Source organism: Chloracidobacterium sp., assembly GCA_016711345.1.
Lineage (GTDB): Bacteria > Acidobacteriota > Blastocatellia > Pyrinomonadales > Pyrinomonadaceae > OLB17.
Map to the genome: position 1 here is coordinate 80,740 of JADJTD010000001.1, position 14,393 is coordinate 95,132.

Here is a 14,393-nt window from a genome sequence, read left to right on the forward strand (position 1 = left end):
GAACCTTGTATAAGACGTATGGATACCAAGACATTTCAGCCTGGCTCAGCTCGGGCACTTTTTTTTTCGACAACTGCCTTTGCCGTTACGTTTGCCGTCTGGGGTCTTATCGCCGCACTCGCCCCCACCTTCACCGAGCTATACGGCCTTTCTGGCAAGGAAAAAAGCCTTTTGATCGCGATTCCTGTCCTGCTGGGCTCGATCGGCCGTCTTTTTGCCGGAATGCTGGCGGATAAATATGGCGGTCGACGTATCTTTGCGGCCCTTCTCATATTTTCAGCGGTACCTGCGATCGCTATAGGCTTTTCGCAAAGTTACACCCAACTACTGATCCTCGGACTATTTCTCGGGCTCGCCGGAACATCCTTTCCGGTCGGCGTCGGCTTTACCTCAAAATGGTTCAGTCGTGAAAAGCAGGGGACCGCCCTTGGCATTTACGGAATGGGCAACATTGGACAGTCGATCGCTGTATTTTCCGCACCTGTCCTCGCGATCTACTTGGGTGACTGGCGTTATGTTTTCTTCATCTTTGCGGCCGTCACATTTAGCTGGGGACTAATGTTCTATTTTTCTGCTCAGGACGCTGCTGTAACGGCCGCTCCAAAAACACTGAAGCAGAATCTCAGCGTTCTGCGAACCTCCGGCTACGCCTGGATACTGTCATTATTCTATTTCCTTACATTCGGCGGTTTCGTCGCTCTCGCCCTTTATCTGCCCACCTTCTTGAGGGAAATATTTAGCTTAACCCCGACCGACGCCGGGGCCCGCACCGCGGGATTTGTCCTTGTAGCAACCGTCCTGCGACCAGTTGGCGGGATCTTGGCCGACAAGATCGGAGGCGGCAAGGTTCTACTCGGTGTTTTCGCGGCGATCGCTGTACTTGCACTTCTGTTGAGCTCCGTTTCTATCGTTCCTTTCACGATCGGAGCGCTTGGTTGCGCCGCTGCACTTGGCCTGGGGAACGGAGCCGTATTTAAGCTCGTTCCTCAGTATTTCCCGAACGAAACCGCTACAGTCACTGGACTTGTCGGGGCGTTTGGCGGGCTGGGAGGTTTTTTTCCACCACTGGAACTCGGCTTCGTTAAGGACGCCACCGGATCTTATACGCTCGGGTTTGTGTTTCTTTCTTTATTTTCCGTGATTTGTCTTGTGGTCAATTATTTTTCATTTATCAAGCCAACAATGAGGAGTTACGAGAGAACCGGAGAATCTTCTTAGAACGCAATGAGTTTGATCGATGGATTTGTTTTGGCAGGCGGCCAAAGCCGACGCATGGGGCAAGATAAAGCGGCACTGTTGCTCGGAGGCAGGACGCTCATAGATCGGGCAGCCGGTGCCATGTTTTCGATCGCAAACACAGTCTATTTGGTCGGCAATTCAAATGACGCAATCACTTCGCTTCCGATAATTCAAGATCATCCCGTTATGGGAGACGCCCGCGGAGCAATCGTGGGATTTTATACAGCGCTTGTGAGCGCTAAAACCGAGTGGATAGCCGTACTCGCGTGCGACCTGCCATTTGTCACTGGCGAATTGATGACTCGGATGGTAGACATTTTGCGGCATTGCCTAGACTCGGAAATGAATCATATTGATGCCATCTTCGCCGAACAGCCAGATGGACGCAATCAGCCGCTTTGTGGGCTGTACCGGCGGGACTCGTGCCTTCCCAAGGTCGAAACAATGTTGTCCGATCGTGAATGGCGAATACAACGATTGCGTGAACGACTCCAGGTACGGGTAATTGGGTTTTCCGAGATTAAAGATATTCAAGGCTCCGAATTCTTGTTCTTAAACTTGAACACACCCGAGGAATATCGAGCAGCAGTCGAAATTGAAAAGATGCGACCCCGACCGGCTTTTCTGAACCCGAGATAATTCGACCGCGATGCCCGGCCATGGAAAGATCAGTTATCAGTCCGACTCTCATCCGAAGGAAATGAACCGTTCTGATTTGCGAAGTAATGCAAAATTACTGCACCTCACCGTTATCGATTTCGTCAAGCCGCTTGACAGCCTCCAACAAGAGTTTGTCATCAGTTTGAGCGTAGACCGTTGTGATGCTCATGTCAGAGTGCGCAAACAGATTCTGGACTATAAGCGGGTTCGTATTTCGCCGGATTAGCTCGCTGGCGAAATAGCTGCGAAGATCGTGGAAGTGATAGTTCTCTTCTCTCGTTCCGCCTTTCTTGTTTATCCCAGCGTTACGGAGTGCCGTTTGCCATCGTTTACGGAAATCTTTTACGGGGAACGGCAACTGTTTTTCATCGATCATCGCTTTCAAAACCTTTGTCGCGGTCGCGTTGAGCGGAACTAGGCGTGGAGGTCTTCCCTTCGAACCGATCACAAAAACATGTTCGTTTTCAAAATCGATAACATCTTCCGTGATCGCGACAAGTTGTCCGCGACGTAATGGAAGATTCACTGCGAGGACTATCAGTCGATAAAGTAGCGTATCCTTCTCCAACTCCGTCCAAAGGGCCTCCTTTTGTTTCGGATTTAGCAGCCGTCTTCGAGGGGGCGGTTCCGGTAGAGCCTTCACGTATTGCATCGGGTTCCGCTCCAGAATTCCCTCTTCGCAGGCTAAGCTGAAGATCTTAGATAAGGTTGACATTATCCGGTTGATCGACGCCGAAGAAAGTGCACTTTCTTTCTTACGTTTGTTTTGGCGAGTCTGAAGTTTGGTTCGGCAGTTTCGGCAGTCCTGAGGACTGATGCTAGACAATGTTTGCTTCTTGAAGTGACCAAGTAGAAGCCTTATGTAAAGTTCCTTAGCTCCTTTATTGACGTTGTTCTGCTGGACATAGGGCCGATATTTCTCGTCGATGAACGAGGCAAGAGTGGTAGTGGTATCTGTGACATTGTAGCTATGATCAAACGATGCTTTAATGATCTGCCGCTCCGCTAGCTCAGCTTCTTGTTTTGTCTTCGCTTCCGGAACACTTTGATGAATGACCTTTCCTTTTAGCCTCTTGTAGATCCACCATCGAGCTTTCGAGTAGTCGGGATGTGAGGATGAGACTCGCTTACCGTTGTATCGTTTGTAAACAGACATATTCTTAGCGAAATAGACTTGCGTTAGATCAGTGGCTCGAGGCGTCGGAAACCAGGATCCTTCTAAGTAGCCTTTCGCAAATTCTATTCCGCTAATTGTTAGCCGCTTATTTACTCGGAAATCGGTGGTAAAAGAGCGATTTTGGAACGCTGAAGAGCCATTTTGGTTCGTCTCTTCACCGCAGTGGTGTGTCTGTTCACCAAAATTACTCTACGTTGAGGTGCAGAAAGTTGGTTGCAAAATGGAGGCGCTTTTTCTGACGGGTGTTAGGCCGTAAATGCGGTAATCAGGAGGCTTAGCAACCCGCCCTCTCGTGGCTGTGGGAAACTACGAAAAATGGGACTTTCGGATTTCTCCGAAAGCCCCATGTTTATTGGTCGGGACGGCGAGATTTGAACTCACGACCTCTCGCACCCCAAGCGATTTAGGTAGGTTTGTATAAATTGTCAAAACTGCTCAAAACCTCTTAGAATCAACAGCTTACGGCCACACGGATTCATCGTTAATTAGCCATGATCAGGAACGCTGCAACCAACCTGCAACCAAGTCACCTGATAGAATTCAAAGCATCCGTAGCGTGCTCAATTCAAAAAGGAACACCTTTCGCTTCGATTCTTTCAAGGAATAATACCATATCTTAGCGACTGTCATCCGCTATTATTTTTCATAGAACGTATCAGCCATTGCGGTCCTCCAAGACTCTTCAGGGTCGGCCTTCGACACAGTTCTTTGAGGATGTTTGGAACCATGTTGAGCCGTCAACCCGCTGCTCTTATTGATAACATTTGGGCATTAACCTATTCTGAATTGTTATGGCTTGTTGTGAAGATGATTGTGCTATAGACGCTTTGAGGGAGAAGCAGAGTTCGACGCTGAAGATCGTGCTCGGGATAAACGTCGTGATGTTTGCGGCGGGAGTCGGTGCGGGCATTTATGCGGGGTCGAGCGCGTTGCTGTCGGATTCACTTGACAATCTTGGCGATGCGATGACGTATGGACTCAGCCTTTATGTTGTTTATAAATCGTCTCAGGCTAAGGCTCAGGTCGCTTTGTTCAAAGGCGGTTTGATCCTACTGGCGGCTCTCGTTGTGCTCGGACAGGTGATCTACAAGCTGATGGTTCCGACGGTTCCTATTTTTGAAATAATGGGTGTTGTTAGTTTGCTTGCTCTTGTCGGGAATTCGATATGTCTTTATCTGCTTACGCGGCACAAGACTGACGATGTGAATATGAGTTCGGTGTGGGAATGTTCGCGTAACGATATTGCGTCGAATATCTCAGTCTTTGTCGCTGCCGGTGCAGTTTGGTTCTTTCAGTCGGGCTGGCCGGACATCATCATAGCCCTCGCATTGGTTTGCCTATTCTTACGCTCCGCTTTCCGCGTCTTTTCAGGTGCAAAACGCGAACTACGGAGTGCATAGATTGAGCTTTCTACACTCAAACCTAAACGCCGTGTTTCCTACGGATATTTCGCCTCTGCCAAATTAAAAACTCACTTTGATTCCCGTTTGCACGAGACGCGGGCCAGAGGGCAGCAATCCACGCGTACGGTCAACGATGTATATCCGGTCGAGCAAGTTCTTGCCCGTAACGAAAAATGTCGTCCTCCATTTCTCGACACGATAGTTTGCCGTCGCGTTCCAATAAGTTTGGCTTGGTATCGCTCCAAGCTGGCCATTCGAGTTCGGGTTAACCGCGTTCAAATCGTCGCCGAACTGGCGCCCGATGTAAACGTTTTCCACAAAAGCATCGAAACCGCGGGGATGCGAATAGCCGATGCTTGTCGTCATAAGGACACGCGGTGCATACGGAAGGCGATTCTCAGTGATCGAACAACTGGTTACCGAGACCCGCCTGGTCGTCGGGCAGTACACACTAAGTGTTGCCGAACTGGTGATAGAGCTTAAGCGCATGCCACGGAACTCCGCCGTCGGCAAAAAGGTATAGGCGGTTCGTAGGTAAAGATTATGGGGGCTACGAAAAACAGAGCCGGAATCGATCTGCCCCGTAAATTCAAACCCCTGCTGTAGTGTGGCTCCGCCGTTTGTGAAGGCCGCCCCGCCAGCGATCGAAGCCGCGACAATCTGATTCTGATAATCGTTGCGGAAAAATGCGGCGGACAATTCGGTTCCTCTGAGTGGTCGAGTTCGCACTCCGACCTCATAGTTCCAACTCAATTCTGAATCAAGCTCGATCACGCCGCCAGAATTTGTGACGACATCCTCTACTCTCGGCGGGGAGAACCCGCGATGAACGCCGGCAAATACCGTAGTGTTCTTAACACCCGAGTAGGCAATACCGAAACCCGGAATCATCTCGGTCACGGTTGTTTCACCGGTCGCCCCCGCTCCGTTGTTAGCGAGACGATTCGTTCGGCTAAATACGACGCGCTCAAAACGTACGCCCGGCGTCAATGCGAGGTTGTTCCATGTAAAGCGATGTTGAATAAATCCGGATTGAGCGAAAGCTTTACGCTCGTTGTTTTCAGCAATAGTGCCGTCGCGCGATGTTGGAAGGTCGCCATTTCGCTGGATCCGTTCCTGATCCTCGCCATGAATTCGAAAACCGACGACAAGTTCATTCGCAACTGATCCGAAATTGAAGTTTGTGGTCAGCCGCGTCTCGATACCCTGAGTACGATAATCGCGAAGCCTTCCTTCGTTGCCGCACGTGGTGTTCAATGCAGCCAGGCTGAGGCAGTCGGGATCGACATTCAAACGATTAGGACGCTGACTGGAATTGGACGACTGACGCCACCAGTCGCGTGAAAAATAGTTAGAGTAAAAGCTAGTCGTCAGATTGATTTTAGAGGTCAGAACCGCGGCGTGCTGCAACGAAACACCGGACCTGCGGCCATAAAAGAAGTCGTTCTTAAATATGTTGCCTCGGGGGTCTGCGGCGAATTCCGCCTCGGTCGCACCCGTGTAGGTTAGATTCGAATCCTCGCGAAAGAAAGTAAATTTTCCAGTCAGGGCGTTGCGAGCGTTTAACTGCAAAACCGATTTATTCGAAAAATCATATAACTTAAAACTTGTGTTCTCTCTCGACCCGTTACCCTGCTTATGATTGAAATTGAAAATCGCACCAAGTTTGCCAAACGTGCCGCCAAAACCTGCTCCGCCGTTGAAAAAACTTCTATTGCCGCCTTCTAGTTTGAAATTAAAAGTCGGTTTATCAGGCGGATTGGGTGTCAGATAGTTGATTAGGCCCGCGATCGTTTGTGGGCCATAAGCAATCTGACCCGATCCCTTGAGAACCTCGATCGACTCGTATCTCTCCACCGGAGGATGGTAGTAAGACGCATTATCTCCGTAGGGCGCATAAGACAACGGAAGTCCATCTTCAAGCAGCAACACCTTGGTTGAGCGCGTCGGATTGGTGCCGCGAATGCCGATGTTGGGCCGCAAACCAAACCCCTCCTCATCCCTTACATTCACACCGGATACTTTCCTAAGCACTTCGGAGAAATTGAACGCGCGGCTGTTTTCCAGTGTTTGCCTATCGATCCGTTCGATAGAACCCGGAATTTCCGAAAGGCTTTCCGGGGTTCCAGCGAGATAGCTTGACGTAACGGAAACGTCCACTGCAATGCCTCCGGGTGTTATGGTAAAGACGACTAGCTGCGTTGACGGGATCGTCATTTCACTGTGTAGTGTCGCAAAACCTATGGCACCGATCGTGACGTTATACTTACCCTCTGACATATTTGTAAGCGAGTACCGGCCTTCGCCGTCTGTTACGGCTTTTGCAACCAACCGGACATCCTGGTGCCGAACGGTCAGCGTTGCTCCCGCAACTACGTCGCCGTTACTATCAACGATTCGCCCCTCCACGCCATTACGCTCCTGTGAATAACCGATTACGGCAAAAATGGATAAGGCTAAACTAAAAGCAACGGATCTCACAGTAATACTCTTCATAAAACACCAGTTAGATTACGAGCCACTAAAAACAAAAACCCTTATTGAAATCGATTTTCAATTTCATATTAATAAAAGTACAAGACCCTGTCGGCAGTGTCAAACGACATATTGCAGTGGCAAATGAACGCGACGTTAGCTTGTTACTGATTGATGATTTGAGGCTGACACGACAGGTCTGCCTTGTTCTCCAGTTGTTGGATTTATTTAACTGACCCGTACGTTGGGTAGAAGTTGTACCACCACGTCCAATCCACTATTAATAATTACGACGTGGTTTGGGGCGACTCTAGTCCAACTCGTGCGATCATCGGTCAATCTCTCGGAAGCGATGATGATTCCGCTTTGTTCGCTGTCGGATTCAACTATTTCAAACTTCCCTTCACGGTACCTGTATTTTCCGCGGTTTGAAAAGTAGAGTGAAATCGGCTCAATTTGCGGATTGGAGACATAACGCACTGTTACAAGGCTCTCACCATCAGTGACCGCAAAATTGTAAACTGAAGGCTTTTTGATTCCAGCTTCATACGCCCATTCCTCAAGTTGGCGAATGGTTTTCACCAATCCGCTCGCCAAATCCACTGCTACTAGTTTTTCCGTGTGTCGGCCCAGAAGGTTCAAGAAAACAGCAAAAGCGTGCTCTGAATCCGTGGTGCCTTCAATCGTCTGATAAATCTCGTCAGTCAGCGAGTGTCGCAGGCGGCGCTTTATAGAGCTAAAGCCTTCGATCGTACCGTTGTGCATCCACATAAATCGCCCTTGACGGAATGGATGACAATTACTTTCGGAGACAACCATTCCGGGCGATGCGGAGCGAATGTGAGCGAAAAAACAGGGCGATCGGATATGCTCGACCAAATTCAACAGGTTCCGGTTGTTCCAGGCTGGAGTTATGCTGGTAAAAACACAAGCCTCGTTGGAAATCGCTGGTGAGTACCAACCGACGCCAAACCCGTCGCCATTTAGTGGCTCGCTCCGTTCTTTGGACTTATAACTTTGACGAATGAGTGAGTTAGCTGGATTTGAAATCAGGTCAGCGAGCAAAATTTCGCTTCCCAAATAGCCGAGAAATCTACACATCGCGATTGTCTCCTACGTCTAGCGCGGCTAAACGGATTCTACATAATCAAGCGGGCGACGCGTGAATTCTTCCATACACCCTTCCGAACAAAAAAAGTAGTCTTTGCCATCATAATTCAACGAATAGCTGGCGGCTTCTTCGTCAATCTCCATTTTACAAACCAAGTCTATAATCATCATGTTCTCCTTAAATGTGCGGCAAAGCAGGCCGTACTCTGACAAAGCGTATCCGACCTTAATGATGTGTCGGGTCCTTTTTTAGTATTTCAGCACGGAGCAGGAAGCTGCCGTCTGTGACGATCTTGTCGCCGACATTCAGCCCTTCGAGAACGACAAACCTACCGTTGTTTTCTTTGCCGAGACGCACCGGCTTTACATTAAAGACATTTGGTTTGTCGGTGGCGACGAAAACAACCTGTTTGTCGTTCATATTTTGGACGGCGGACGACGGGATCATCGGCATTGTGCGTTCGGCCATCCCACCCCCGCCAAAGGCGACGTTTACGTACATTCCGATCTTCAAGACTTGTCCCGGATTGTCGAGTTCGACTCTGACTTGTGCGGTGCGTGTTTCGGGGCTGATATTTGGGTCGATGTAGGTTACGTGACCGCGAAAGAGCCTGTCAGGATAGGCGCCGGTTGTAACGCTTGCTCCGCTTCCATCACGAACCGATGAAAGGTCCTTTTCAAAGACCTGAGCGATAACCCAAACGCTTGCGAGATTTGTAACACGCATCAATTCCTTGTTTGCCTCGACAACTTCACCCGCGTTTACGTCTCGCTTTGTGATCGTGCCTGATATAGGCGCAATCAATGCGATTTCCGACGTTATTTGCGATGGGGAGCGGAGCGAATTTACTTTTTGCGGTGACAAACCTAGCAACAAGAGTCTTTGCTTGGCGGTCGCAAGGTCGGATTCGGCCGTTTGGCGTTTGACGGCGGCCTGCTCAAATTCGTTTCGGCTGACAGGATTGATCTCGGCGACCTTGACGGCACGGTCAAATCTTTTTTTCGCTTCTTCAACGTCCGCCTCCGACGCTCGTACTTTTGTCGTGGCCTGCTCAAATTCCTCGCGGCTGACAGCCCCTATTTCAAGTAACTTAAGCGTACGGTCATGTCTCTTACGGTTTTCTTCCAGCTCAGCCTGAACGGTTTTTAACCGCGCCAACATTTGGTCAACGTCTGTATTGCTCACGGGGCTGATCTTAACGAGTTTTGCCGTCCGGTCGTAGTTTTGCCGTGCGGCCTGAGCGTCGGATTGCAAGGCCAGATAGCGCGATTGAGACGCTGCAAGTTCATCGCTGAAGATAACGGCAAGCGTTTGGCCTTTGCCAACATACTGGCCTAGTTCGCCACTAACGGATCGGAGTACCCCACCGAGAAGTGAGATCACCGGCGTTTCTTTGTAGGCATTTGACTGGACGACGCCGGTCGAGGCCACATCCATTGCTTCACTCGATAACGTTTCGCCAACCGTTTCGATCTTCAAGCCGATCTTTTCAACCTGATCGGGCAGAATGGTGACAGTTTGTTCGGCCGTAGTTTCTGTTGTTTGTCCGGTGCTGTTGTCGTCGAATGTGACCGTCCGTGGAGCCGGGACGGCATTTCCACCCTCACGCGAGCCCAAATACCAAAAAAGTAACACTCCCACTAGGACAACGCCGATGACCGATAATGCGATATACAGCGGCTTTCGATTCGGTGTTGCCTTCGAGTTTTCGCCCATTTCTGTTTCTTTATTGAACTCTTCGTTATTCTCTTCGGTCATTTCCTTTTTAACTCCGGTGCATTGGTCGCCCGCATGATCTCAATGTTTGCTATGTATGTTTCGAGTCCGGCATCGATCAATTCGTTCTCGACATCGAGAAAACGCCGTTGCTCGGCAATGTAGTCAAGCAAACTTCTCGAACCAAGTTCGTAGGTTTGCCAAATTACCTGCAAATTAGAATTTGCCTGATCGCGAACGCCGTTTTGAAAGATCGACAATGACCGCGCCGAACGGTTATATCGAGCGAAGGCCACGGCAACTTCGCGCCGGATAGTAAGTTCGCCAAACTCAATTCGCCTCTGAGCCGCTTCTCGCTCGAATTTGGCGGCTTCGACCGCTCCTTGATTTCGGTTGAGCAGCGGAAGATCGATTTCAACCCCAAAGGTGAAAAAGTGAAATACATCCTGAATGGGCCGCAAAAGGCCGCGGTCATCAAAACCGCTGAGCATAAAGCCGGTGTTCATGCGCTGGTAACCCGCCTTGACGCTTGCGTCGATCCGCCCTTCAGACTTTGCCTTTTCTATTTGTGCGACAGCCAGTTGGTCCATTGTCCTTGCACCTTGCAGATCGGGACGCTCACGCAAAGCGTAATCGGTTGATCCGGAGACTGAAGGCGGCGTTGCGATTAGGTTATTGAAATCGCCGCGAAGACGCAGCGGTTCTTCCGGCTTCATCCCAATCATATTGCGAAGCTCGAACATTGCCGTCTCGGCCTTTCCTTCTGCGGTTTCGCGGATCGATTGCAGCCGATTCACCTCGACAAGAAAAATATTCTGTTCGAGCGGTGCGATCTTTCCTTCAGTAACTCTAGCCGCAACAAGCTCGAAACCCTGCTTTGCCGCTGCCAAGGTCTTTTCGGTAACCTCCAACTTTGTGATCGCCGCCAGAGCTTCACCGAATTTGAGTCTCACTTCTGACGCAAGCAGACGTTCCTGATTCTCAAGCGCAAACTCGCGAATTTCTAACTCTCGTTGTGCGACGGCAACTCGGGCTGCTCGACGTCCGCCAAGCTCAAGCGGCAGCATGGCCTCGGCCATTTGATTATTATCAGCGGCGCCAATCTGCTTTGCTCCGCTCGCGGTCAGCTTTGGATTCGCTCGCAAACCCGCTTGTTTGACCAATGCCCTCGCTGCGTCGACCTCCTTGCGCAAAGCTTGTATTTCGCCATTGTTTTCGAGAGCTAAGGCCACGGCTGCGTCAGCCGTCATTCCGCCTTGCGGATTCAAATATAGGAGCGAAACCGGCTGGTCGCTCTGGACTGTCTGAGCCGTCGCCGCCAGCGCAAATATAAACCCGAACGCGAATAATTTAACAACGGACTTGAGAGCAAGCCTCCTAGCTTGCCACGAGCTCGAACACGTGAAAAACTTGTTGGCGTCTCGCGATGGCACTGCAAGCGGGACGCTTGCGGTCCAGTCGGTCATCAAGAGACTGCCTGTGATCTTACAAATTTTCATTTCGTTTCAATTCGCGTACCCTAAGCCAATAAAAAATGACCGGCGTTACGATCAGCACGTGCAGGAGGCTCGAAACCATGCCGCCAAACACCGGTGTCGCCAGTGGCCTCATTACTTCTGACCCCGCGCCGGTGCTCCACATGATCGGCAAGAGCCCGACAACAATAGTCATTACGGTCATGACTTTAGGACGAAGTCGAAGAAGAGCACCTTCGGTGACTGCTTCGAGCAAAGATTCCCTATCAAGCTGGCCGACTTCGTCCGATTTACGTTTTACCGCCTCTTCAAGATAAACGACCATTACAATTGTCGTCTGCACAGCCGCTCCAAAAAGAGCAATAAAGCCAACCCACACAGCGACCGAAAAGTTGTACTGCAGCATCCAGAGCAGGTAAAAGCCGCCGGTCAAGGCAAACGGCACGGCAAGCAGAATATGGGCCGCCTCGAGAAAGGAGTGATATGTAATATAGAGCGTGGCAAAGATGATAAGCAGGACGATCGGGACCACGATCAACAGCCGCTGGCGGGCGCGCTCCTGATTTTCGTATTGGCCGCTCCATGTAATGTAGTAACCCGCCGGCATCTCAACTTTGTCGCGAATAGCATCCTTAGCTTGCTCCACGAAACTTCCGATATCGCGGCCGCGAATGTTGAGCAGAACCGTGCCGCGAAGCAGGCCGTTCTCGCTTTGAATCATCGATGGCCCTTCGAGGCTGCGAATATCGGCAAGCTGCGAAAGAGGGATCGACCCTCCAGCTGGAGAGGTTATCGGGATCTGGCCGATCGCCGTTGGTGATGAGCGAAACTCGGTTGCGTAGCGAACTCGGATGGGAAACCGTCGTCGTCCTTCGATCGTCACGGTCAGATTCGTTTCGCCGATTCCTTTTTCGATCACGTCCTGAATTGTTCCGACGTCAATTCCATACCGGGCCGCCGCCGTGCGGTCAATATCAATATCGACGTACGGCGCTCCGCCGATCCTCTCGGGATAAACGTCCGCTGCGCCGGGCACATCTTTTACCACCGTCGCAATTTCCCTCGCCGTTTCTTCCAAAGTATCGAGGTTGTTGCCGAAGATCTTGATGCCGACCTGCGAGCGGATACCGGTGGCAAGCATTTCGATGCGATTGATGATCGGCTGCGTCCAGATGTTTGTAACGCCCGGCAGCCGTGTAGCTTCGTCCATTTCGGCAATCAGTTTCTCCCGCGTCATCCCATCACGCCACTGATCTTCGGGCTTCAAATGAACGATGGTTTCGTTCATGTTTATCGGCGAGGGATCGGTTGAAGTTTCGGCGCGGCCGGCCTTTCCGACCGCCCATTCAACCTCTGGAAAGGCTTTCAGGATCTCGTCTTGTTTGCTCAGAATTCTGGTTGCCTCGTCCAGTGAAATTGCGGGATCGGTTACGGGCATGTACATTAGGTCGCCTTCATTCAGGGGCGGCATAAACTCGCTGCCGATCTGAGTCGCGACAAACATCGCGCCCGAGAAGAACGCCAGAGCGAGCAAAACCGTCGCGAGCCGGTTCCGTAGCGCAGTGATCAGCAGTGGCTTGTACACTCGACGCAAAAAGCGCATGATCGGATTCCACTCTTCGGGACGCAGCTTCCCGCCGAGCAGATAGCCGCACAGAACAGGGATGAGCGTGACCGCGATTATCGCCGCCGCGATCATCGCGAAAGTTTTCGTAAACGCCAGCGGATGAAAAAGCTTCCCTTCTTGTCCTGTTAATGCAAAGACGGGGATAAACGCGATCACAATGATCGCTATAGACGCGACGATCGGGCGTCCGACCATCTTCGTCGCTTCCAGCACTATCTCCCAAACACGCTTTCTGTCGGAAAAGCTCACTCCCTCTTTCTCGATCGCCCGATACGCATTTTCAGTCACAACAATTCCAGCATCCACGAGGTCTGAAACCGCGATCGCGATACCGGCAAGCGACATGATGTTTGACGTGATCCCAAAGATATACATCAGGAGGAAAGCGGCAAGCGCGGCAAGCAAAAGAGGTATCGTAACTATCAGGGTCGAACGAAAATGAGCGAGGAACAGCAGATTTACGATTGTTACGAGGATGAACTCCTCGGTCAGCGCCCACGTGAGCGTATTGGCCGTGCGGTTGATCAGATCGGTGCGGTCATAAAATGGAACCAGCCGAACGCCCGGAGGGAGACCGGGTTTGATCTCCTCGATCTTCTTCTTGACGTTCTCGATCGCTTCGAGCGCGCTAATGCCGTAGCGCATGATGACGACGCCCCCGACCGCTTCCTTTCCGTTTTTATCAAGCGAGCCTGTCCGAAAGGCGTTGCCGAGTTTGACCTCGCCGAGGTTTCGGACATAGATCGGAGTTCCGTTCTGAGAGCCGACGACGATATTTTCGACATCTGCGACCGATTCGACAAGCCCGATACCGCGGACAATGGCCCATTCGCCGCCCTGTTCGACGACGTTTCCGCCGACATTGTTATTCGACCTTTCAACCGCTTCGACCACGGTGGATAACGGCATGTTGTAAGCGCGGAGCTTATTCGGGTCTATGTCCACCTGATACTGCTGGACAAAGCCGCCGACCGTCGCGACCTCCGCGATCCCCGGCGTTGAATTAAGCTGATAGCGTACGAACCAGTCTTGCAGCGTGCGCAGATCGCGGAGGCTCATCTCGTCCGATTCGAGCGTGTACCAAAATACCTGGCCAAGACCGGTCGCGTCCGGGCCGAGCGTTGGCACTACGCCCTGAGGCAATTGTTTCGTGACGAGATTTAAGCGCTCCAGCACTCGTGTCCGGGCCCAATAAAGATCGACATTATCCTCAAAGATAATATTGACCATCGAGAAGCTGAAGGCGGAACTAGCCCTGACGGTCCGAACTCCCGGCAGCCCCTGAAGACTCGTCACAAGCGGATAAGTAACCTGGTCCTCGACCTCTCGCGGGGAACGGCCCGCCCAGTCGGTAAAAACTATGACCTGATTGTCCGAAAGGTCAGGGATGGCATCAATCGGGGTCTTTACAAGCGCGTAATAACCCGCGATCGCCAGGGCAATATAAATTGCAATTACGATAACGCGGTTCTTAAGCGACCAGTCGATAAGCCAATTAATCATTTAGCAA

At 51.1% G+C, this 14,393-nt stretch carries 10 protein-coding genes; 3 read left to right on the top strand and 7 right to left on the bottom strand.

The genetic code is table 11. From position 1 onward, the window contains the following. Nucleotides 1-18 precede the first annotated feature (18 nt). Together IPL32_00390 and IPL32_00395 are read left to right on the top strand one after the other, a co-directional pair. Nucleotides 19-1,218, top strand: coding sequence for a NarK/NasA family nitrate transporter (locus tag IPL32_00390; GenBank protein MBK8464263.1), 1,200 nt, complete (start codon nt 19-21; stop codon nt 1,216-1,218). 6 nt (nt 1,219-1,224) lie between these two features. Then, entirely contained in the window at nt 1,225-1,878 is a 654-nt protein-coding gene (locus IPL32_00395; protein MBK8464264.1) for a molybdenum cofactor guanylyltransferase, read from the top strand. Nucleotides 1,879-1,972: 94 nt separating this feature from the next. On the opposite strand, the gene IPL32_00400 is transcribed toward IPL32_00395, so the two are convergent. Next, a complete protein-coding gene (locus tag IPL32_00400; GenBank protein MBK8464265.1) occupies nt 1,973-3,055 on the bottom strand; it encodes a site-specific integrase in 1,083 nt (360 codons plus the stop codon). An 812-nt stretch (nt 3,056-3,867) separates the two neighbouring features. On the opposite strand from IPL32_00400, the gene IPL32_00405 reads away from it, so the two are divergent. Next, the gene (locus IPL32_00405) at nt 3,868-4,476 is read left to right on the top strand and encodes a cation transporter (GenBank protein ID MBK8464266.1); all 609 of its coding nucleotides are present in this window, start codon (nt 3,868-3,870) and stop codon (nt 4,474-4,476) included. 63 nt (nt 4,477-4,539) lie between these two features. Here the strand turns inward: IPL32_00405 and IPL32_00410 are convergent, their stop codons facing one another. From IPL32_00410 to IPL32_00435, 6 genes are all read right to left on the bottom strand, one after another. After that, nucleotides 4,540-6,975 (bottom strand): TonB-dependent receptor plug domain-containing protein, encoded by a 2,436-nt coding sequence (locus IPL32_00410; protein ID MBK8464267.1) that lies wholly within the window; start codon nt 6,973-6,975, stop codon nt 4,540-4,542. 207 nt (nt 6,976-7,182) lie between these two features. After that, entirely contained in the window at nt 7,183-8,034 is an 852-nt protein-coding gene (locus tag IPL32_00415; protein ID MBK8464268.1) for a class II glutamine amidotransferase, read from the bottom strand. Between the two features lie 48 nt (nt 8,035-8,082). Further along, a complete protein-coding gene (locus IPL32_00420; protein MBK8464269.1) occupies nt 8,083-8,232 on the bottom strand; it encodes a YHS domain-containing protein in 150 nt (49 codons plus the stop codon). Nucleotides 8,233-8,290: 58 nt separating this feature from the next. Continuing rightward, on the bottom strand, nt 8,291-9,823 hold the full coding sequence (locus IPL32_00425; GenBank protein MBK8464270.1) for an efflux RND transporter periplasmic adaptor subunit: 1,533 nt from the start codon (nt 9,821-9,823) through the stop codon (nt 8,291-8,293). Further along, nucleotides 9,820-11,280 (bottom strand): TolC family protein, encoded by a 1,461-nt coding sequence (locus tag IPL32_00430; GenBank protein ID MBK8464271.1) that lies wholly within the window; start codon nt 11,278-11,280, stop codon nt 9,820-9,822. Before IPL32_00430 ends, IPL32_00425 begins: the two co-directional genes overlap by 4 nt. Beyond that, nucleotides 11,267-14,386 (bottom strand): efflux RND transporter permease subunit, encoded by a 3,120-nt coding sequence (locus IPL32_00435; GenBank protein ID MBK8464272.1) that lies wholly within the window; start codon nt 14,384-14,386, stop codon nt 11,267-11,269. Before IPL32_00435 ends, IPL32_00430 begins: the two co-directional genes overlap by 14 nt. Nucleotides 14,387-14,393 lie beyond the last annotated feature (7 nt).